Source organism: Geothrix fuzhouensis, from assembly GCF_024609325.1.
GTDB lineage: Bacteria > Acidobacteriota > Holophagae > Holophagales > Holophagaceae > Geothrix > Geothrix fuzhouensis.
Genome location: NZ_JANHMQ010000002.1, coordinates 287,930 through 308,023, shown reverse-complemented (window position 1 = coordinate 308,023; position 20,094 = coordinate 287,930). Strand labels below are relative to the sequence as shown.

General features: G+C 65.1%; 17 protein-coding genes. 5 read left to right on the top strand and 12 right to left on the bottom strand.

Annotated elements, in window-relative coordinates; genetic code table 11:
* Positions 1-6: 6 nt before the first annotated feature.
* Together NOV74_RS08605 and NOV74_RS08600 are read left to right on the top strand one after the other, a co-directional pair.
* Positions 7-858, top strand: a complete 852-nt coding sequence (locus NOV74_RS08605; RefSeq protein ID WP_257311098.1) for a hypothetical protein — start codon at positions 7-9, stop codon at positions 856-858.
* Positions 859-1,471: 613 nt separating this feature from the next.
* Positions 1,472-1,798 (top strand): hypothetical protein, encoded by a 327-nt coding sequence (locus NOV74_RS08600; RefSeq protein WP_257311097.1) that lies wholly within the window; start codon positions 1,472-1,474, stop codon positions 1,796-1,798.
* Positions 1,799-1,804: 6 nt separating this feature from the next.
* Here NOV74_RS08600 and NOV74_RS08595 read toward each other — a convergent pair whose 3' ends face one another.
* On the bottom strand, positions 1,805-1,990 hold the full coding sequence (locus NOV74_RS08595) for a hypothetical protein (protein WP_257311096.1): 186 nt from the start codon (positions 1,988-1,990) through the stop codon (positions 1,805-1,807).
* Between the two features lie 143 nt (positions 1,991-2,133).
* Here NOV74_RS08595 and NOV74_RS08590 point away from each other — a divergent pair, with 143 nt between their 5' ends.
* Entirely contained in the window at positions 2,134-3,204 is a 1,071-nt protein-coding gene (locus NOV74_RS08590; RefSeq protein ID WP_257311094.1) for a radical SAM protein, read from the top strand.
* Between the two features lie 51 nt (positions 3,205-3,255).
* Here the strand turns inward: NOV74_RS08590 and NOV74_RS08585 are convergent, their stop codons facing one another.
* The 4 genes from NOV74_RS08585 to NOV74_RS08570 form a co-directional block, all read right to left on the bottom strand.
* A complete protein-coding gene (locus NOV74_RS08585; RefSeq protein ID WP_257311092.1) occupies positions 3,256-3,609 on the bottom strand; it encodes a cytochrome c family protein in 354 nt (117 codons plus the stop codon).
* Between the two features lie 85 nt (positions 3,610-3,694).
* The gene (locus tag NOV74_RS08580; protein ID WP_257311091.1) at positions 3,695-5,080 is read right to left on the bottom strand and encodes a hypothetical protein; all 1,386 of its coding nucleotides are present in this window, start codon (positions 5,078-5,080) and stop codon (positions 3,695-3,697) included.
* A 43-nt stretch (positions 5,081-5,123) separates the two neighbouring features.
* Entirely contained in the window at positions 5,124-6,224 is a 1,101-nt protein-coding gene (locus NOV74_RS08575; RefSeq protein ID WP_257311090.1) for a branched-chain amino acid aminotransferase, read from the bottom strand.
* Between the two features lie 32 nt (positions 6,225-6,256).
* A complete protein-coding gene (locus tag NOV74_RS08570) occupies positions 6,257-7,726 on the bottom strand; it encodes an aminotransferase-like domain-containing protein (protein ID WP_257311089.1) in 1,470 nt (489 codons plus the stop codon).
* Positions 7,727-7,890: 164 nt separating this feature from the next.
* On the opposite strand from NOV74_RS08570, the gene NOV74_RS08565 reads away from it, so the two are divergent.
* Together NOV74_RS08565 and tpx are read left to right on the top strand one after the other, a co-directional pair.
* Complete coding sequence (locus tag NOV74_RS08565) at positions 7,891-8,436, top strand: DUF4136 domain-containing protein (protein WP_257311087.1); 546 nt, start codon at positions 7,891-7,893, stop codon at positions 8,434-8,436.
* A gap of 116 nt (positions 8,437-8,552) precedes the next feature.
* Complete coding sequence (gene tpx / locus NOV74_RS08560) at positions 8,553-9,050, top strand: thiol peroxidase (protein WP_257311086.1); 498 nt, start codon at positions 8,553-8,555, stop codon at positions 9,048-9,050.
* Positions 9,051-9,099: 49 nt separating this feature from the next.
* On the opposite strand, the gene NOV74_RS08555 is transcribed toward tpx, so the two are convergent.
* The 7 genes from NOV74_RS08555 to nuoL form a co-directional block, all read right to left on the bottom strand.
* Positions 9,100-10,836, bottom strand: coding sequence for a methyl-accepting chemotaxis protein (locus tag NOV74_RS08555; protein WP_257311085.1), 1,737 nt, complete (start codon positions 10,834-10,836; stop codon positions 9,100-9,102).
* Between the two features lie 95 nt (positions 10,837-10,931).
* On the bottom strand, positions 10,932-12,200 hold the full coding sequence (locus NOV74_RS08550; protein ID WP_257311084.1) for an MFS transporter: 1,269 nt from the start codon (positions 12,198-12,200) through the stop codon (positions 10,932-10,934).
* A gap of 6 nt (positions 12,201-12,206) precedes the next feature.
* Positions 12,207-13,424, bottom strand: a complete 1,218-nt coding sequence (locus NOV74_RS08545) for an ABC transporter permease (protein WP_257311083.1) — start codon at positions 13,422-13,424, stop codon at positions 12,207-12,209.
* An 11-nt stretch (positions 13,425-13,435) separates the two neighbouring features.
* A complete protein-coding gene (locus tag NOV74_RS08540; RefSeq protein WP_257311082.1) occupies positions 13,436-14,962 on the bottom strand; it encodes an efflux RND transporter periplasmic adaptor subunit in 1,527 nt (508 codons plus the stop codon).
* A gap of 112 nt (positions 14,963-15,074) precedes the next feature.
* Entirely contained in the window at positions 15,075-16,574 is a 1,500-nt protein-coding gene (locus NOV74_RS08535) for an NADH-quinone oxidoreductase subunit N (RefSeq protein ID WP_257311081.1), read from the bottom strand.
* Positions 16,574-18,181: a complex I subunit 4 family protein gene (locus NOV74_RS08530; RefSeq protein ID WP_257311079.1), complete on the bottom strand. Its 1,608-nt coding sequence runs from the start codon at positions 18,179-18,181 to the stop codon at positions 16,574-16,576. The genes NOV74_RS08535 and NOV74_RS08530 overlap by 1 nt, the downstream gene beginning before the upstream one ends.
* A gap of 8 nt (positions 18,182-18,189) precedes the next feature.
* Complete coding sequence (gene nuoL, locus NOV74_RS08525) at positions 18,190-20,094, bottom strand: NADH-quinone oxidoreductase subunit L (protein WP_257311078.1); 1,905 nt, start codon at positions 20,092-20,094, stop codon at positions 18,190-18,192.

Here is a 20,094-nt window from a genome sequence, read left to right as displayed (position 1 = left end):
GCAGCTATGGCCGCATCATCTGCCAATCTATCTTCATTGATCACCACAGACGCGCTTTTCCGTAGTCTCTTTTCACCTCTATCGGATGCGCTAACCGCAGCAGGATGGTCTAAAGTATGGAATAATATTGATTGGGCAACTGTTGTAAAGCCCACTACCCCAGGAACGGTAGCCGGTTCAGAGGTTTGGGCCATGCAGGACTCGCTTCAGGCAACCGCGCCATTGTTCCTCAAGGTCGATTATGGAACGGGAACCGGAGCGACTTACCCATCACTATGGGTGACGGTTGCGACAGGTCATGATGGCGCCGGTAATTTGACTGGGAGTATGACCACACGTAGGCTGATCACCATCACTGCCACTGCTAATGTTTATAACTGCCGATTTAGTGGTGAAGTAAACAGATTCTGCTGCTGGTATGGGCAAAGTTCCACGGCCACAAATGATCATTATGGTTTTTCCGTAGAGCGAAGCCATGGGTCCACAGGCGCAGATACTGGGGACGGCGCTCTTTGTCTCTCTTTTGCTTACAACACTGGCTTCTCACAAGTCCTAAGTGCGGTGGGCTCGGTGCCCGTATCTTATTCACATTGGAACTGCACCGCTCCGCCGACTGGAACTTATGCCGACGCCGCCGATATCTATCTCGCCGCAGTGCGGGGCTGGGGTAAGGGCGAGAGTTCGGCGTCACTCAATTTCTTCATGGTTTTTAGTGCAGATCTTTCCCCATCTGTGAGTGTCCCGGCCACGCTCTGGGATGGGACCACCCACACGATCATGCCGAGTGCCAACGTATCCATACCTAATACAACTCTTTTCTATGGTGGCACCGTCGTTCTCGCCATGAGGTTCGACTGATGACCACTCAATACATTCCAGCGCCTACCCCACAAGCCGTGGTGAAGATCACCAAACGAATTCTTTCCCCTCGCAACGACACGACCTCGGCAGCAACCGAACTTCCCGCGACTGGCCAGCAATGGCCGCTGGGTGTGGGGTCGGGTTGATCCGCTTTCGTCCCTTGGCCTAGCACTTGCAGATAGGCAACAGCTGTCCAATCAGCGTCATAAAACCAATTGCGGCAAGGCCTCGGCGCCCACTAGCGTCAGGGTTCCGTCTATCCGATCGGCCGACCTGTCACCGAAATGGCGACACTGGCCTTAGGCCTACCCCCTTCGGTCTACCCCAAGTCTTTATGCCGCCTCGCATATCCCCGTTTCAATCGACCGGCGGGGAGGCTTTGGCATGGCCCTGGCAATCCTGGGGTGATCATCTCATCGCCGGCCATCCACCGGTAGACTATTCCCGGGCCTAGAAACCCATGTACAGCCGGACCCCGAGCCCGTCAGCTCGGGGACTCCCCTTGTCGGGGATCCGGCGAATACAACACCTCAACCAGGAAATAAGCCGGGCCGCAGCTGTGCGCGGTTTCTAGACCCCCGACGCCAGGGCCCCGAGCCCAGGAGGAGTTATGCCTGAAACCCAGCAGACCCTTGTGCGCTTCGTTGAGCGCCGGGCGCACCTATCGCTGCACTTAATTGGGAGCCTTCGCAGTGCCTTGCAGGACTTGGATCGCCCTGACTTGTTGCCCCTGCTTGATCTGATCTCCCGCAATGTTGGAGAAGCCCATGAGGCTTGTTTGGCTTCAATCGACGCGATCCGATACGCCAGGAGAAAGCGCATCCAAGTCAGCCTGGCCCATCTGATCACACTCGGTGGCCCCAAGGCTAAACCCTTGGCTCGCAGTCTCACTGAAGACTTATCAAGGCGCTCTGGTGCCTTTCAGGCCTTTCAGTAGGCCCTTTCATAAAGAATGGAAGTTCCATTCATTATGAACCCGCCAGATGAATTCTTTTTGACGCGCCACAATCAGGTCCGTGCCAGCATGACGCGGAGGGAATCCCCCATTGGCGACCTCCGCCGAGGTCCGATTGGTTTCAATCGCCTGATAGATCAGGGCTCCGCCCCGAAAAAAGAGGGGCAGGCACATGTCAGCGCCGTACCATGGGGGCGTCCGATCTGCCTTTGCGTCCTTGAAGGGGATGGCGGGCGAGCTGGACGGATCATGGTCAAAGCGGCTTTCCGGTTTTCAAGGCCCGATCGTCCGGCGATCGGGGATGAAAGGAGGGGGCGATGCTGGACACGCTTCGGTACAGGAGCCTCAACGGGGCCCGGGCCATCCGGCGCTGGGCCGTCCCCTACGTCGGATCGCGGCTGCGGCCGGACGAGTTCCGGCCCCTGCTCTGCTACCTCTTCACCGACTGGAAGTGCAATATCGATTGCCACTACTGCTTCCAGAACGACAACGGCCGGGAGGGCATGACACTGGACACGGCACGGTCTTCCATCGACTGGCTCAAGACCGTGGGCTGCCGGGTCCTCGCCATCATGGGCGGCGAGCCCCTGGTGCGGAAGGAGTTCATCCTGAACGTAATCCGGTACGGCAGCCAGAACGGCTTCTTCGTCTACCTGCCGACCAACGGCTACCTCATGGACCGGGCCTTCATCGACGCAGCGGGCCAGGCCGGCGTGACTGCCATCAACCTGGCCGTAGATTGTGTGGCGCCGCGCAAGGGGCTGCCGAAGGCGCTGCTGGCCATCGAACCCCAGTTCCGCTACCTCGTGGAGCAGCAGAAGACCTACGGCTACATCCTTTTCTTCAACATCAACATCTGCGGGACGAACCTCAAAGACGTCAAGATGCTCACCGAGATCGCCCATCAGAACGGCATCGGCACCGATTACCACCTCAACGAAGAGCCTCAGCACATGGTCGACATCGACCACTACGCCCATCGGGAGAATGGCCTGAGCATCCGGCCCGAGCAGTTCGAGGAGGTGGACGCGCTCCTGGACTGGCTCATCGAGAGGCAGGACCAGGGCTGGTGCATGGTCAATGCGCCCGAACACCTCCGGGCCATGAAGGACCGCATGCGGGGCAAGATCGAGCCCTGGGACTGCCGGGCTGGTCATAACGGCGCACTGATCAAACCGGACGGATCGGTGGCTCCGTGCTTCGATCTGATCACCCACTCCTATGACTGGGGCCGCATCTGGAAACCAGACTTCAATCCCGAGGCGCTGCGGGCGGCCAAGGAAGCATGCCTGCCCCACTGCTCCTCGACCTGCTTCTACAACCTAGGCACCTACTACAACCTGAAGGCCCTGCCGATGTGGCTCGCCAAGCACGCGATGATGGGTTGACCCTCCGCGCGCCCACAGGACGGGCGCACGGAGGGTCAGGACGCCAACGGTTCAGGCCTTCTTTTTGTGCGCGTGAACCTTCGCGAACATCGCGTCGGTCATGGGGGACACTTTCTTTTTGCCGTGGCAGGTGGCGCACTGGGCCTTGTCCGGCATGATGAGCCCGGCCTTCTTTGCGGCGGCGGGATCCTTCATGATCTTGAGGGACTTGTATTCGCTTCCGGGGCCGTGGCAGCCCTCACAATCCAGGACCGGCTTGGTCTTGGCGTGCGCAGAGGCACTCCAGGACTCGAACTGGACCTTGTGGCACATCTTGCAGGACGCAGCGCCGATCTTGGTCGGGGCTGCGCTGAGCGCTACGGCGCTCGCGATGAGACCTACCACCACGGAACGGATCAACACCATGGGTTCCTCCTTGTCAAAGGCCCTCAGGCTACGCCGGTAGACCGAAATCTTCATCTAACCCTTAGGTCAAGAATGAATGGGTGGGTCAGGGCGTGCGAAAACGGTGATGGCGCAGAGGTGGAATGCCGTCGTAGAGGCAAAGCCCACGAGAGGGAGGCAGGCTATACGGGAGCCAGCGCCGGAAGGCAGGCTGGGCCCGGATATCCGGAGCCTGGTTCATGGACCAGCGGCAGGCGCGCTCTTCTCCATCGAGACTGAAACGGGCCCGCACGGACCAGAGGTATTCCGTGCCCGGCGCCAGGACGCAGTCCACGCGGTGTTCCACGAAGGCCACCGCGGCAGGTCGAGGATCGTCTCCAGGAGCCGCCGGGGGCTCCGCCGGATCGGTACGCGGTTCCAGCTTCAGCCCCAGTCGTTCATATGCCAGTTGGCCGGGACCGCCTCCGACCGAGGACCAGATCCGGAGGTCGTACCTCACCGCGGAAATGCTCTCGAACAGCCGTCCGGCATCGTGGTCGAGATCCTCCCGCCGGGGAAACGCTTCCCATTGCAAGACGGGGCTGAGCCCCTCCACCTTCGGGTTGGCGCCGTGGAGCGGAGACCCCGCCAGGAGCACCTGCCCCGGCCGACGGGGCAGCAGTCCGCAAGTCGAAGGGGTCGTCGTCTTCGAGAGGTAGAAATCCTGGATGAGGAAGGCTGAGTCCGCGACGGCTTCAGCGGCTGTTTCCACAGTGGCTGTCAGGGCCTCCCGCAATCTTTTCCCTTCTTCCGCGCTCCAGTCCTGGAAGGGACGCCGGGGACCGCCCACGGTGAACCGCCGGGACAACAGGCAGGTTCCCTGCGGATCCAGCACACGGTAGAACACGGTCAGTTCAAAGTCGGCCATGGGGTGGGCCCCAGCCCCGCCGTACAGCCCCCAGGAAAGCGCGGAAACCTCCAGGCGCAGATCCGGTGCGGTACCTGGGGAGGCCTGGGTCTTCCCTGCCTGGGGCAGGCGCAGGAGCACTTGGGCGGCGAGTTCTGCGGAAAGATCCGTCTGATTGCGGGTGAGCAGCGCCTGCACCGCCTGCGCCTCTTTCTCCGGAATGCCTCGGGTATAGCCGACCGCCGCACCTCCCGCGCCACCCACCAGGGTGCCTGCCGGGACCAGGATGGGCGCGAGAATCACGAAGAAGGGCCCGGTCTGCAAAGAGGCTAGCAACCCAGCGGTGGCCCCGGTGGCTGCGCCAGCGGCCGCTCCTTTGCCGGTGGCGTGCCCCTTGCCGATCTCACCGTCCAGGTGGGGCTGCGTCCCTGCTTCCGGCGTGACAGATACTACCTCCACCACTTGGATTCCACGGCGGATCGGTTCAGGCACGGCGGGGGTATAAGCCAGGGGATGCGGCGTTGCGCAACCCCAGACCAGAACGGCCAAGGATCCGGCGAGGAGGCGGACTCCCCGGCCGGATCCCTGCTGGCGGACGGTGGGCATGGCCCCCTCCGACGCGCCGGACGCGGTTCCGGCCCGATTTGGATTATCCGACGATCGTCTTCATCCAGCCATGGGTATCCGGCGCGATGCCGTGCTGAAGGTTGAGGAGCGACTCGCGCAGCTTGGCGGCCACGGGGCCGGTCTCGCCCTTGTTCACCAGCCACTCGCCCTGCTTGGACTTCACGCGCCCCACGGGCGTGATCACCGCAGCGGTGCCGCAGGCGAAGGTCTCGGTCATGCGGCCATCATGGATGGCGGCGCGCCACTCGTCCACAGTGACCTTGCGCTCCTCGGCGCGGAAGCCCTGCTCACGGGCCAACTGCAGCAGGCTGTCGCGGGTGATGCCGGGCAGCAGCGTGCCGGTGAGCTCGGGTGTCACCACCACCGTCTCGCCCTTCTCCTGATAGACGAAGAAGATGTTCATGCCGCCCATTTCCTCGATGTTTCTGCGGTGGATGGCGTCGAGCCACACCACCTGGTCGCAGCCCTGGTCCTTGGCCTGGCTCTGGGCCACGAGGCTGGCGGCGTAGTTGCCGGCGCACTTGGCGAAGCCGGTGCCGCCGGGGGCCGCCCGGACGTAGTCCTCGGAGATCCAGACGGTCACGGGCTTCACGCCGCCGGAGAAATAGGCGCCGCTGGGGCAGGCCATGAGGAGAAAGAGGTACTCGCTGCTGGCGTGGACACCCAGCGCGGGCTCGGTGCCGATCATGAGGGGGCGCATGTAGAGACTCTCGCCCACGGCGCCGGGCACCCAGGCCTGGTCCTGGGTGATCAGGGCCTTGGCGGCCTCGAGGAAGCGCGCCTCGGGGAGTTCTGGCATGGCGAGGCGCGCGGCCGAGGTGGCGAAGCGGCGGGCATTGGCCTCGGGGCGGAAGGCGGCGATGGTGCCGTCCTTCTGCTTGTAGGCCTTGAAGCCTTCAAAGATGGCCTGGCCGTAGTGCAGCACGGAGGCGGCCGGGGACAGCTCGATGGGACCGTAGGCCTTCAACATGCCCTTCCCCCAGCCCTGCCCGTCCTTGTAGGGAATCACCACCATGTGGTCGGTGAACACCTGGCCGAAGCGGGGATTGGTCATGAGCTTGGCGCGCTGCTCTGGGCTGGCGGCGTGGTCCGAGGGGTGGATCTCGAGGGTGGGAGTGGACATCACGGGATTCACAGGCGCTCCTTGGAGATGGATCAGGCCCGGCGGACCAGGTGCCCGAGGCGCGCGATGGCCTCCCGGGTGGTCGCAGGGTCGTGCGTGGAGAAGTTGAGGCGGAGGCAGTTGGTACCGCGGCCGTCGGCGAAGAAGAGCGGACCCGGCGCGAAGCCGATGCCGTGCTGCAGAGCATCGCGGTGTAGGTCCAGGGCGGAGAAGCCCTCGGGCATCACCACCCACAGATGCATGCCGCCCTTGGGCTCGGAGACCTGGGTGCCTGGGGGGAAGTGCTCGGCCAGGGCCTCCACCATGGCGTCGCGGCGCTCCTTCAGGGCGCGCCGGAGGCGGGCCAGATGACGCCGGAATCCGCCGGTATCGAGGAACCGGGCCACCACCGCCTGCAAGAGGGGAGGCTGGCCGATGGTCTGCACTTCCTGGATGAGCGCCATGCGCCGCAGCAGGTCGTCCTTCGCGATGAGGTAGCCCAGGCGCAAGCCTGCCGCCAGGGACTTGGAGAAGCTCCCCAGGTGGATGACATTATCGGCCCCCTCCAGGCGCCGGTAGGGCGGGAGGGAGTTGCCGGTGAAGCGCAGGTCGCCATAGGCGGAATCCGTCACCACGATCACGCCGTGGGTCCGGGCGACGGCCAGCACCCGCTCCCGGCGGGCCTTGGACTGGGTCATGCCCGTGGGATTGTGGAAGCTGGGCACCGTGAAGAGCAGCTTGGCTTCGCTGCGCTGGAGGGTCGAGGCCAAGCGGTCGGGATCCAGCCCCTGGCGATCCACGGGCACGGGCACCGCCTCCCGGCCCAGGGCGCGGATCATGGCCAGGATGCCCACATAGCAGGGGCTTTCCACCAGCACCCGGTCACCGGGTACCGTGAAGGATTCCAGGGCCAGGGCCAGGCCGGATTGGGCGCCGGGCAAGGAGCGGATGCCCCAGCCCTCGTCGATGGGTTCGCCCTCGGAGGCGAGCCAGCGGCTGACCGCCTCGAGGTAGGGCGGATGACCCGCCGGGGCGGAGTAGACCCAGGCTTCGGAGCCCAGCTCCTTGAGCACCTGGGTGGTGATCCGGCGCAACTGCTCGCCCGGCAGCAGGTCGGAAGGGATGAAGCCGGCGGAAAAGCTCACCAGGTGGCGGTCCTGGACCCGCTCCAGGGTTTCGCCCAGCCACGAGCCCAGCTCGCCATCGTGGACCAACAGGGGAGAGCCCTCGAACGGGAAGTCACTGCTGGCTCGCAGACCCGGCGCTTCGGGCAGCCGGGGCGCGACGAAACTGCCCCTGCCCTGGACGGTCTGGATCCAGCCCGTGCGCTTCAGGCCCGCCAGGGCCTTCAGCACCGTCAGGCGGTGGACGCCCCAGCGCTGCGCCAGTTCCGGCACCGCCGGCAATCGGGAACCCGGCCGCCACTCGCCTTCCTGAATCAACCCCCGCAGCCGCCGCTGCAGCTGCAGATACAAGGGGCTGGACGCGCCCGGGTCGAGGGTGGGATCGAGAACCATCTCCATCAGGATCGGTCATTCCGCCTCCAAAAACGACGGAATTCACAGTCCAGAACAGACCATTAGCCCAGGTCATAGGGGATCACCCCCTCTCCCAGACCACCCTAGACCACCATGGGGACTCAACCATCGTCTTTTCGGGGCATCCATAATGGTGAACCGGAGGTTCCATGCGCCGCCTTGCCCTGTCCGCCGCCCTGCTGCCCGTGCTTCTCCTCGCCGCCTGTACCGGCTACAGCGTGAACTACGACTACGACGTCACGACCTCGTTCGCCCGCTACAAGACCTTCGACTACTACACCTCCAAGAAGGGCACCGGCGGCACCACCAGCCTTATGGACAAGCGGGTCCGCGCGGCCGTCGAGAAGGAACTCCAGGCCAAAGGCTTCGTCATGGAAACCAAGGCGGATCCCGACTTCCTCGTGACCTACTACCCCATCGTCCATGAGCGCCGGTATCGCACGACCACCCACATGGGCTGGGGCTGGGGGTGGGGCTACCGGCCCTTCTACGGGGGCGTGGGCACCAGCATGAGCGAGGTGCACAGCTACCAGGAAGGCACCATCGTCATCGAGATCGTGGACTTCAAGTCCAACCAGATGATCTGGCAGGGCGCCGCCGCCGGGGCCCTCACGGGCCTGAACAACCCGGAAGACGCCGACGAAGTGGTGCCCCGGGCCGTCCACGACATCCTGGCCAAGTTCCCGCCACGCTAGGGCCTGCTCAGCCCGAGACCGGCGTTGGGTGGCGGAAGAGTAGGACAAAATCGCCCTCAGATCATTCGGAAACCTTCCCAGAGGCGTAAACTGGAAGTCCTCTAGGAGGAAGTCTCATGGCCAAGGTCACCCTCAAAGGCAATCCATTCAACACCGCCGGCGATCTGCCGAAGGTAGGCTCTACGGCACCCGCTTTCACCCTGGTGCGCACGGACCTCTCTGAAGTCACTGGAAAGGACCTCGCCGGCCAGCGGGTGGTGCTGAACATCTTCCCCAGCCTGGACACCCCGACTTGCGCGGCCAGCGTGCGCAAGTTCAACGCCCGGGCCAACGAGAAGCCCAACACGACCATCCTCTGCGTGAGCGCGGACCTGCCCTTCGCCCAGAAGCGCTTCTGCGGCGCCGAAGGCCTGGACAACGTGGTGCCCGCCTCTGTCTTCCGCGCCCCCGACTTCGGCAAGGCCTATGGCGTGACCCTGACGGACGGCCCCATGAAGGGCCTGCTGGCCCGCGCCGTGGTGGTGGTGGATGGCGCCGGCAAGGTCGTCCACACGGAGCTGGTGCCGGAGATCGCCCAGGAGCCCGACTACAACGCGGCGCTGGCGGTGCTGTAGCCCGTCCTCAGTCTCTTGCTCTTGGTGAGCGGCCCTTCGGGGCCGCTTGTCATTCCACCCGGAAGGTCGCGGCGGAGGCCTTGAGGGACTGAGCGACGCTCACCAGGTCCCGGGTGGTGATGGCCAATTCCGGAGCCGTGTTGGCCAGCTGGGCGGCGGCCAGCTGCACCTCGCCGGTGGCCGCCTGGCTCGCCTTCATGCGGTGGCTCACATCGCTGCTCACGGAGGACTGCGCTTCGGCGGCCTTGTGGATCTCGCCGCCCACAGCCTCGATGGCACTGAGCGCGTCATTCACTTGCGCCATGGCCTGGATGATGGCCGCGGCCTGGGCTGCGCCTTCCCGAAGGCGGGCGAGGAGCATGGCGTCGCCACCTTTCGCCACCTCCTCCAGCACCTGATGGAGCAGCTGTGCCCTCCGGCCCGTGTCGCGTACCATGCCGGCGGCCTCACGGCCCCCATCGATCATGGCGTCCACGCTGGCACGGACCTGGACGACCGTGGCCTGGAGCTGGGTCACGGCGGCGGCCACATCCTCCGAGGCCTCCCGCTGCACCCGGCTGCTCTTCGCGAGCTGCTGGGTCGCGCTTGAGATCTGCTCGACGCTGGTGGACCACCGCCCCGCCCCGCTGGCGACCCGCGTGGCCTGGCTCTGGAGGGTCCGCACCAGCTCGCTGAGGTGGGCGCTCATGGCGTTGAAGGTCTCGGTCATGCGGCCGGTCTCGTCAAAGCTGTGGACGGGAAGCTGGATGCTCAGATCGCCCTGCTGCATGCGGGCCATGCCGTCCGCCAGCGCGTGGATGGGCTCCGTGATCAGCACCGTGGCCCGCCAGGTCCAGAGCAGCACGACCAGGCCGAACACGCTGAACCCTGCCGCCAGAAACCACCCTTTGGTGCGAGCCCCCCGTTCCAGTCCCTGGGCGTCGGCCAGGAGGTCCTGGCTCATCCGGTCCTGCACGCCCTTGAGGGCCTGGAGCTCCTCGGCGGCCACCCGGGCCCAGGCCTCCGGATCCTCGATCACACGCCCGGCCTGGACCAGGTCACGCATGCGCTGCAACTCGGCGCTGAACGGGCCGGCCAGGGCCTTCTTGTAATCCTCGCGCACGGCCTCGGGGGCCGAGGACAGGAAGGCCTCGCCCTGGGCTTTCTGGGCGTCCAGCAGCGATAGAAACCGTTCCTGGGTGGCCACGTCCAAGGTGCCATGGGAGAAGACGTGGGCCAGGACCGCAGCCTCGAGGCCTGCGGATTCCTTGGCCCTGATCAGGGTCGTGAAGGCCTGGAACCGGCTCTCCAAGGGCGTTCCAGCCGCCGGCAGCATGAGCTGGTTCTGCACCCGCAGCAGGGCGTCCACTTCCCGCGCGTAGTCGTCAATCAGCTCCAAGCTCGCCCCATGCCGGTCAGCCCGGCGACGGAGGTCCTTGAGATGGCTCCCATCCCGGAGCGGGGCGGGGAAGACACCCTTGAACTCGGGCCCCGCCTCGGAAAGGGCGGCGTTCAGCCCCGCCTGCTCGTGATCCACGGCCTCCCGACCCTTCGCCATGGGGGCCTGGAGCATCCCTTCACTGCCCAGGTAGAGGGCTGTCCCGGCGGATTCCGCCTGAAGGGCGTGGACCACATTGCCCACCGAGACCGAGAGACTCGAAGCGGCGCGCAGACGCTGCATGCGTTCGAGCAGGCGCGTCTGCTCGGCCACCACCAGACCGGAGAGCAGGCCGCCTCCTACGACGGGCAGGAGCACCAGGCCCAGGAGCTTGATGCGGATTCGGACGTGGAGGAGGTCGAAGAACATGGGTCACCCTGGGCGGAATCAGCAGATCCCATCAGTGTGGAATGTTCAGGGTCCATTCAATAGACCTGATGGTCACATTTGATCAAGGTCACCAGTCACCCTTCAGCGCCCGCTTCCTGCTCGATGCGGTCCATCTTGCGGAGCATGGGAACCTTCCAGGCTGTGGTGGCCACCACCAGCAAGGTCATGCAACCACCAAAGACCACCGAAGGCACCAGGCCCAAGAGCCGCGCCGCCAAGCCGCTCTCGAAGGCGCCGATCTCGTTGCTGGAGCCGATGAACACCTGGTTCACCGAAGAGACGCGGCCCAGCATGTGCTCGGGGGTGAGCGTCTGGAGGAGGGTGGCACGCAACACCACGCTGACGTTGTCCACGGCCCCGCTGGCGGCCAGCATCAACAGACTGAGGAGGAAGCTGCGGCTCAGGGCGAAGGCGATCATGGCCACACCGAAACACGCCACGCAGAGCAGGAGCGTGCGCCCCGCCCGACGCAGGGGCGGCAGGTGAGCCATGGTGATGCCCATGAGCACGGAACCAAGGGCTGGCGCCGCCCGCAGGGCGCCGAGGCCCTGGGGACCCACCTTCAGGATTTCCCGGGCAAATACGGGCAGCACCGCCACGGCCCCCCCGAAGAGCACGGCGAACAGGTCGAGGCTGATGGCCCCCAGCAGCAGCCGGTGGGAGAACACAAAGCGCAGCCCCTCACTCAAACTCTGCAGAATCGAGCCGCGCCGCGGCGCGACGGCCAAGGGCAGGTAGCGGATGAAGAGCAGACCCAGCAGGCCGCAGGCCAGGAGCGTCATCACCAGGAAGTGGGCCGCCACCGGGCCACGCCAGGCGTAGACCACGCCCCCGAGGGCCGGTCCCACCACCATGCCGGAATGGAACACGGACACACGCCAGGTGGAGCCGTTCGCGTAGAGCGACTTCGGGAGCAGGTCCGTACCGAGGGCCACGTTGGCGGGCCGATAGAAGGCGCGCATGATGCCCGTGAGGAAGATCACCCCATAGATGGGCCACACCGCCTGAGCCATGGGCCCTGCCTGAAAGCGCCAACTGAAGGCGCAGAGCAGGGCTGAGCAGAAGGCGAGGCCCAGGGTCGCGGCCAGACAGAGGCGCAGGCGGTTCACCCGGTCCGCCGCATGGCCGCCAAAGAGCGCCAGGGTGATGAAGGGCAGCGCCTCGGAGAGGCCCACCAAACCCAGGGCCAGGGGATCACCGGTCCGGTCGTAGACCTGCCAGCCCACCACCACGCCCTGCATCTGCAGCCCCAGGGTGACGAGCCCCATGGACGCGACGAACCAGCGGTAGTTCCCGTCCCTCAGGGCCGCATAAGGATCGTGCGGTACCGCCCGTCCGGTCACGGCGGGTTACTCATACCTCAGGGCATCGATCACGTTCAGCTTGGCCGCCTTCACCGCCGGCAGGAAACCCGCCGCCACCCCCACCAGCCCAGAGAAGCCCAGGCCCAGGGCCACGGCCCAGGACTCGGTCACGGCGGGAATCTGGAACTTCTGAAGGACGAACACGGCGGAGTAGGCGAACCCGATGCCGATGACGCCACCCAACACAGAGAGCACGATCGCCTCGACGAGGAACTGCCACAGGATGCTGTTCTGGGTGGCACCCAAGGCACGGCGGATGCCGATCTCCCGAGTGCGTTCCGTGACGCTCACCAGCATGATGTTGGAGATGCCGATGCCGCCCACCACCAGGGAGATGCTGGCTGCCACGGCCAGCAGGGCTGTGAGGATGCCTGCCTGCTGGGTCTGCATCTGCACGATGTCGTCCTGCTTGCGGATCTGGAACGGGTTGTCATCCCTGGGTGCCACCTTCATTCGCTGGCGCAGCAGGGCCGTGATCTCGGCCTCGGCCAATTCGGCCTTGCCTTCCTGAGCGCTGACCATGATGCGCTGAATCTTGTCGCGGCCCATGATCTTGCGCATGACGGTGGTGTACGGTGCCACGATGAGGTCGTCCTGGTCGCCCCACATGCCAGCGCCCTTTTTTTCAAGGACACCCACCACCTGGAAGGGTAGCGGGCCTACCCGCACCGTCAGGCCCACGGGATCCTCACCATTGGGGAAGAGGTTGTCTTTCACCGTCTGGCCGATGACGCAGACCTTGGCCATGCCACGCACCTCGGTATCGGTGAAGAAGCGCCCGTTCTCAACCTCCCAGCCGCGGATCTGGAGGAACTGGGGGCCGGTGCCCTGGATCTGGGTCACGTAGTTGCTGTTCTGGTAGATGATGGGCCGCGTGGTCTGGACCTGGGCGGTGGCGGCCACGACGCTGCTCTGGGCAAGCTCTTGCTGGATCAGGGGTGGGTCGCTTTCCAGCAGGATGTCCGCGCTGCCCATGGCGGAGGGACCGAAGCGGTTCCCCGCGCTGCCCGGGAAGATGGTCAGCATGTTGGAGCCCATGTTCTGGATGAGCGCGATGGAGGCGCGCTTGGAGCCCTCGCCGATGCCGATCATGGCGATGACCGCGCCCACGCCGACGATGATGCCAAGCATGGTCAGGAAGGCCCGCATCTTGTTCCGCGTGATGGCAAATAGGGCGAGTTTGAGGAATTCCAGGAATCGCATGGACCCCCCGGCTAGCGCCGTCCCCCGTTCGCGCCAGCGGTCGCGCCATTGGCCGGCTTGGTGTTTTCTACGCCGATCAGGACCTGCAGGCCCTCTTGCAGCCCTTCGCCCATGACCTCCGTGTACTGGCCATCGGTGATGCCGGCCTTGACCACCAGGGCCTTGGGCTTGCCGTTCTCCAGCACCCAGACCCGGTCATCCGGACGACCCACCATGCCGCCCTTGCTGCCGGTGGTGCTCTGAGTGCCATGCCGGGGACCACCCATCATCATGGGCTGGCCCAACCGGGGACCTTCGGCCTTCTTCTCTTCCTTGATGAAGGCAGCGGGATTGAAGCGCAGAGCCGAATTCGGTACGCGGAGCACGTCCTTACGCTGGTTGGTGATGATGGTGACGTTGGCGGTCATGCCGGAACGCAAGGCCAGGGTGCCCGTGAACTTGGGACCTCCAAGCTGGCTGGCGCCGCCGGGAATCCGCGCCAGCACCTTCGGATCGCCAATGGGGGCCGAAGGCTTCGCAGTCGTGGCTCTGGGCCCACCGGGGAGCCCTTGGGTCTGGCTGGCCTGGCGCTCCTTGAACCGCTTCAGGAATTGCTCCTTGGTGACGCCCTGGGCCTCCATGCGGTCCTTCATGCGTTCCCAGGCCTTCTCGGGATCCGGGGCCGCCTCACGGCCGGGACCGCCCTGCCCTGCCCCGGCTATCGCCTTGCCACCCTCATCTGGGCCGGGCAACGGCTCATTGGGCACGATCATCTCCACCACGTAGTTCACGACATTCTGCGTGGTGATCGGCTCCTGGCGGACCAGGCTCACGGTGGCCGCGAACTGCTTGTCTGGCAGGCTGTCCACCGTGAACAGCGCACGCTGGCCCACCTGCACTTCGTCAATATCCGATTCGCCGATGGAGACCTGGACCTTCATCTTGGAAAGATCCTGAGCGATCTGGAACAGGTTGGGGGTGCTGAAGCTGGCCGCCACGGTTTGACCCACATCGGCCAGGCGGGATATCACCACGCCATCCACCGGCGCCGTGATATCGCAGTACCCCCGATTGGCCTTGGCCCGGTTCACAGTGGCCTTGGCGGACTCCAGATTGCCCTTGGCATTCTTCAGGGCTGTGTCCTTGGAATCGAGATCCTGGACCGCCAGGAGCTTGTCCTCCGCCAGTCGCTTGCTGCGGTCATAGTCGGCCTTGGCGAAATCATAGGCGGCCTGGGCTCGGAGCAGACTTGCCTGGGCGTCCTGGAGTTGGGTATCCGACACCGTGGGATCAATCTGGGCAATCAGCTGGCCCTTCTTCACGATGCTGTTGTAGTCCACATAAAGGGCTGAAATCACGCCCGACACCTGGGTGCCCACCGCCACCTGCACCACCGGACTCACGGACCCGGTGGCATTGATGCGCTGGGTGATGTTGCCTTTGTCCACCTTGGCCAGGCGCCATTTCACCTCGTCCTTGGGCCGGTTGATCAGGTAGCCGGTTCCCCCCGCCACCACCACGACGCCGAGGCCAAGACCAATCCAGGTATTCCGCTTCATGACGCCGCGCTCCGCTTCTCAAGGGGCCGGGCGGGGGCCCAGCCTTCTACCTTCGCATAACGATGTATGGACCACCATACAAGGTTCCCGGTTGAGGCGGAAAAAGGGGAAGTTAGCGGAGCAGGCCCAGGCCCTCGACCAGGGCCCGCTTCGCGAACCCATCCACCAGGGCATACTGAAGGAAACCGCCTGCCAGGACAATGACAGCGCAGACCAGCACCGCCGCGCCCGCCAGGGGGGCATGGACCGCTGGGCGGTCGGAGGCCAGGCGCTCGGCCTCGGCGCTGGGAGCCTGGAGGAACAGGGCCACCAGGAGGCGCAGGTAGTAGTAAGCGGACACCAGACTCGCCAGCACGCCCAGGATGGCCAAACCCACATGGCCGGTGCCCACCAGCTCACGGAAGATCATGTACTTGCCGTAGAAGCCGCCCAGGGGTGGGATGCCCGCCAGGCTCAGCATGAAGACTGCGGCAGCGAAGCCCATGGCTGGTCGCTTCCAGCCCAGGCCGCGCAGGTCCTCGAAGGTGGTGTGCTCGCCCACCAGGCCGAAGGCCGTCAGCAGGCCGAAGGCACCCATGTTCATGGCCAGGTAGATGACCAGGTAGAACAGCACGCCCGTGTAGGCCGCAGGGGTGCCGGCCACGAAGCCCAGCAGGAGGTAGCCCGCGTGGCTGATGCTGGAGTAGGCCAGCATGCGCTTCACATTGGATTGGACCAGGGCCGTGAGGTTGCCGAGCACCAGCGTCGCGACCGCGAGGATAGCCACGACGGCCTGCATCTTCATGCCCAAGGCGCCCAGGGGGGCGAAGCTGCCGGGGAACACCCGCAGGAGGGCGATGAAGGCCACCCCCTTGGTGGCCACGGACATGAAGCCCGCGATGGGGTGGGGCGCGGCCTCGTAGGCATCCGGCGTCCACTGGTGGAAGGGCACCGCGGAGACCTTGAACAGGAAGCCGAGCAGCATGAGGGCGGCACCCACCAGCACCAGGGGATCAAGGGCGAGTCCTTTGACCGTGAGGATGGAGGCCGCGGCAGCCAGGTCGAAGGTCCCACTCAGGCCATAGATGAGCACGCCGCCCATGAGAAAGCAGCTGGAGGCCACAGCGCCCGTGAGGAAGTACTTCATGCCACCCTCGGCACTCTCGGAGCGGGCGCGCACGGTGCCCACCAGAGCGTAGAGGGGGATGCTGAACAGCTCCAGGCCCAGGAAGAGCGTCACGAAGTGGGTGGTGGAGGCGAAGAGCATCATGCCCACCGCCGAGAAGAGGAGGAGCGCGAGGGTTTCGCCCTTCACCCAGCCTTCCTGGTGGAAGTGATCCCAGCTTTGGAGGACGGTGAGCGCTGCGGCCACCATCACGAAGATTCCCGTGAACTGGGCCAGGCGATCCATGTGGAGTTGGAAGAAGGCCGGCTGGGACCCAGCTTTCCAGAGATCCGTCAGATACCAGAAGCTGCCCGCCACGGCCAGCAGGGCCGTGCCGTACATGGCGCCACGGATCCACTTGGTAGTGGCCTGATCCGTGTCGAGGGACATGATGACGATCACGCAGGCGCCGAAGACCGGAATGAGCAGCGGCAGCAGGGCCGCCCACTGACTAGGGGTGAGGCTCATCAGTGCACCTCATGGGCAGTGGGGGCGTCGGGAGCGTGGGTCTCGGAGCCCTCAGGGGCCTCAGGGACAGCCGGCTTCAAGACGAAGACCCGGGGCGCCGGGGCCTTGATCTCCTGGAGCAGGGCGGTCACGGGAGCCTCGCTGGCAGCCACGAAGGTTTTCGGATGGACGCCCATCCAGACGATGAGCACCACGATGGGCAGCATCACCGCGATCTCGCGGGCATTCAGGTCAGTGTGCAGGTGGTGGGTGCCGCTGTCCTCATCCTTGTTCTCGGGGCCCCAGAAGACCCGCATGAACATCCACAGCATGTAGACCGCGCCCAGCAGCACGCCTGACGTGGCCAGGCAGGCGTAGAGGCGGCCCCAGCCGAAGCCGGAGAGGAACGTGCCGTTGAGGATCCAGAATTCGCCCACGAACCCGTTGGTGAGGGGCAGACCGATGGAGCTGAGCGTGACGATCATGAAGAACGTGGTGAAGATGGGCATCTTCACGGCCACGCCGCCGAAGTCCGCGATCATGCGCGTGTGGGCCCGGTCATAGAGCATGCCCACCAGGAGGAAGAGCGCCCCGGTGCTGATGCCGTGGTTGAGCATCTGGAGCATGGCGCCCTGGGTGCCGATGACGGTCATGGAGGCGAGCCCCAGCATCACGAAACCCATGTGGCTCACGGAGGAGTAGGCGACCAGCTTCTTGATGTCGCGCTGGACCATGGCCACCAGGGCTCCGTAGACGATGGCGATGACGCTCAGCAGGGCGATGGGCTTGGCGTAGTGCATCGCCGCCTGGGGGAACATGGGGATGGCGAAGCGGATGAAGCCGTATCCACCCAGCTTCAGTAGCACGCCGGCGAGGATGACGGAACCGGCTGTGGGCGCCTGCACGTGGGCGTCCGGCAGCCAGGTGTGCAGGGGGAACAGCGGCACCTTGATGGCGAAGGCCACGGCGAAGGCGATGAACAACCAGCTCTGGACGCCGAAGGACAGTGCGGAAGCGGCCTGGGCCATGAGGGCTGGGTTGAAGCCCCCGGCCTTGTTCGCCAGGTAGAGCAGGGCCACCAGCCAGAGCAGCGAACCGCTCAGGGTGTAGAGGAAGAACTTGTTGGCTGCATACCGGCGCTCGTCGCCACCCCAGATCCCGATCATGAAATACATCGGGATCAGCATGGCCTCCCAGAAGAGGTAGAACACGAACAGGTCCTGGGCCACCAGAGCGCCGAGCATGCCCGTCTCCAGCAGGAGGAACAGGGCCGCGAAGGTGCCGAGGCGGTCTTTGAGGCTGTTCCACGTGCCCAGCATGGTGAGGGGCACCAGGAAGGTGGTGAGGAGCACCAGCCAGAGGTTCAGGCCGTCCACCGCCAAGGCATAGTCCACGGGCAGGCCCACCAAGGTGAACCAGGGGGCGCGCTCGGCCAGGATCGTGCCGCCCGCAGCCGGGGTGTGGCCCAGCAGCCAGGCCAGGCTCAGGATGAAGATGGCCAGGGCACCCAGGAAGCCCAGCAGCCGCGAGAGCTTGCCAACCTTGTGCGGCAGGGCCATCAGCACGAACCCCAGCAGGGTCGGCGCGAAGACCAGGAACGTGAGGGGATGGAGGTTCAGCCAGGTCATCGCCCCACCTACTTCAGGAAGACATAGAGGAGGATCGCGGCCCCCAGCGCCATGCTGAGCGCGTAATTGCGCACCCGGCCTGTCTGGAACAAGGCGGTGAAGTCCCCGAAGACCCGGGCCAGCGCGCCCGGCAGATTCACACCCAGGCCGTCGATGATGATGACGTCGAACAGCTTCCACAGGAGGTTGCCGAACCAGCGGATGGGCCGGAGCAGGTAGAGCTCCACACCTTCATCCACGTAGTACTTGTTCACCAGCAGGTCGTGGAGGAAGGGGTGCTTCTCCGCGAAGGCGAGCTCCCAGGCGGGCCCGGTCTTGTACTTGAGCCAACCCAGGAGGCCGAACGCCAGGCCCAAGGTGGTGGAGACGACCGCCAGCAGGACCGCCGGGCCCTCGTGGTGGCCGTGGGCGGCATGGGTCTGCCCGTAGGTCAGAGCCGGCTTCAGCCATTCGCCGATGTTGAAGTGGCCGCCGAAGGCTTCGGGCACGCCCCAGAAGCCCCAGAGCAGCGAGCCCACCGCCAGCACCATCAGCGGCACCGTCATCGACAGCGGACTCTCGTGCGCGTGCTCGTAGGCATGCTTGTCGCGGGGTTCGCCCCAGAAGGCCAGGGCCATGAGGCGCCACATGTAGAAACTCGTGCAGCAGGCAGCGATCACGCCGACCACCCACAGGGCCGGGGACTTCAGGAAAGCCAGATAGAGGATCTCGTCCTTGCTGAAGAAGCCGGAGGTGCCGGGGAAGCCCATGATGGCGATGGTGCCGGCCACCATGGTGATGAAGGTGATCTTCGTCTTGTTCTTCAGGCCGCCCATCTTGAAGAGGTCCTGCTCGTGGTGCATGGCCGTGATCGCGCTACCCGCACCGAGGAAGAGGAGGGCCTTGAACCAGGCGTGGGTGAAAACGTGGAAGAAGCCTGCCGAGAAACCCGCCGCGCCGAGCCCCAGGAACATGTAGCCCAGCTGGGAGACGGTGGAATAGGCCAGCACCTTCTTGATGTCGCGCTGGAAGAGGCCGATGGTGGCGGCGAAGAGGGCCGTGGCCGCGCCTACCCAGGCCACCACGGTCAGGGTGGTGGGCGTCAGGGTGTAGACCGGCGCCAGGCGGCAGATCATGTAGATGCCGCTCGTCACCATGGTGGCCGCGTGGATCAGGGCGCTGACCGGGGTCGGGCCCGCCATGGCGTCCGGCAGCCAGAGGTAGAGGGGCAGCTGGGCGCTCTTGCCCGTGGCGCCCACAAAAAGCATCAAGGTGGCGAAGGTGAGGATGCCGAAGCTCGCCTCGGGAGCCAGATGGCCGGCCTGGATGAGGATGTCGGAGATCGTCAGGGTGCCGAAGCTGGCGAAGAGCACCAGCATGCCGATGGACACGCCCAGGTCGCCCACGCGGTTGAAAAGGAAGGCCTTGAGGCCCGCCTGGGGCGCAAAGTCCGTCTCGAAGTAGTAGCCGATGAGCAGGTAGGAACAAAGGCCCACGCCCTCCCAGCCCACGAACATCAGCGGCAGGCTTGAGCCCAGCACCAGGGTCAGCATGAAGAACACGAACAGGTTCATGTAGCTGAAGAACCGGGCGTAGCCCTCTTCCGCATGCATGTAGCCCACGGAATACAGGTGGATGAGAAAGCCGATGCCGGTGACCACCAGCATCATGGTGCCACTGAGGGGATCGATCACCAGGCCGAAGGGGACGGCCATGGACCCGGTCACCATCCATTCGCCGTAGTTCAGCACCAGGCGGTGGTCCGGCAAGGCCTTCATGGCGAGGAAAGCCGAGGTGGCCAGCAGCAGCGAAATAAAGACCACGCCCACGCCTGCGACGGTGACGACGCCCTTGCCCAGGCGCTTGCCCAGGAGACCGTTGAAGGCCGCGCCCAGCAGGGGGAGGATCGGAATGAGCCAGTAGTACTTGTTCAT

What these genes read in the sequence shown, in the direction of transcription:
- NOV74_RS08605 (WP_257311098.1), top strand. Translation starts at nt 7, where the DNA reads ATGGCCGCATCATCTGCCAATCTATCTTCATTGATCACCACAGACGCG.
- NOV74_RS08600 (WP_257311097.1), top strand. Translation starts at nt 1,472, where the DNA reads ATGCCTGAAACCCAGCAGACCCTTGTGCGCTTCGTTGAGCGCCGGGCG.
- NOV74_RS08595 (WP_257311096.1), bottom strand. Translation starts at nt 1,990, where the DNA reads ATGTGCCTGCCCCTCTTTTTTCGGGGCGGAGCCCTGATCTATCAGGCG.
- NOV74_RS08590 (WP_257311094.1), top strand. Translation starts at nt 2,134, where the DNA reads ATGCTGGACACGCTTCGGTACAGGAGCCTCAACGGGGCCCGGGCCATC.
- NOV74_RS08585 (WP_257311092.1), bottom strand. Translation starts at nt 3,609, where the DNA reads ATGGTGTTGATCCGTTCCGTGGTGGTAGGTCTCATCGCGAGCGCCGTA.
- NOV74_RS08580 (WP_257311091.1), bottom strand. Translation starts at nt 5,080, where the DNA reads ATGCCCACCGTCCGCCAGCAGGGATCCGGCCGGGGAGTCCGCCTCCTC.
- NOV74_RS08575 (WP_257311090.1), bottom strand. Translation starts at nt 6,224, where the DNA reads ATGTCCACTCCCACCCTCGAGATCCACCCCTCGGACCACGCCGCCAGC.
- NOV74_RS08570 (WP_257311089.1), bottom strand. Translation starts at nt 7,726, where the DNA reads ATGGAGATGGTTCTCGATCCCACCCTCGACCCGGGCGCGTCCAGCCCC.
- NOV74_RS08565 (WP_257311087.1), top strand. Translation starts at nt 7,891, where the DNA reads ATGCGCCGCCTTGCCCTGTCCGCCGCCCTGCTGCCCGTGCTTCTCCTC.
- tpx (WP_257311086.1), top strand. Translation starts at nt 8,553, where the DNA reads ATGGCCAAGGTCACCCTCAAAGGCAATCCATTCAACACCGCCGGCGAT.
- NOV74_RS08555 (WP_257311085.1), bottom strand. Translation starts at nt 10,836, where the DNA reads ATGTTCTTCGACCTCCTCCACGTCCGAATCCGCATCAAGCTCCTGGGC.
- NOV74_RS08545 (WP_257311083.1), bottom strand. Translation starts at nt 13,424, where the DNA reads ATGCGATTCCTGGAATTCCTCAAACTCGCCCTATTTGCCATCACGCGG.
- NOV74_RS08540 (WP_257311082.1), bottom strand. Translation starts at nt 14,962, where the DNA reads ATGAAGCGGAATACCTGGATTGGTCTTGGCCTCGGCGTCGTGGTGGTG.
- NOV74_RS08535 (WP_257311081.1), bottom strand. Translation starts at nt 16,574, where the DNA reads ATGAGCCTCACCCCTAGTCAGTGGGCGGCCCTGCTGCCGCTGCTCATT.
- NOV74_RS08530 (WP_257311079.1), bottom strand. Translation starts at nt 18,181, where the DNA reads ATGACCTGGCTGAACCTCCATCCCCTCACGTTCCTGGTCTTCGCGCCG.
- nuoL (WP_257311078.1), bottom strand. Translation starts at nt 20,094, where the DNA reads ATGAACAAGTACTACTGGCTCATTCCGATCCTCCCCCTGCTGGGCGCG.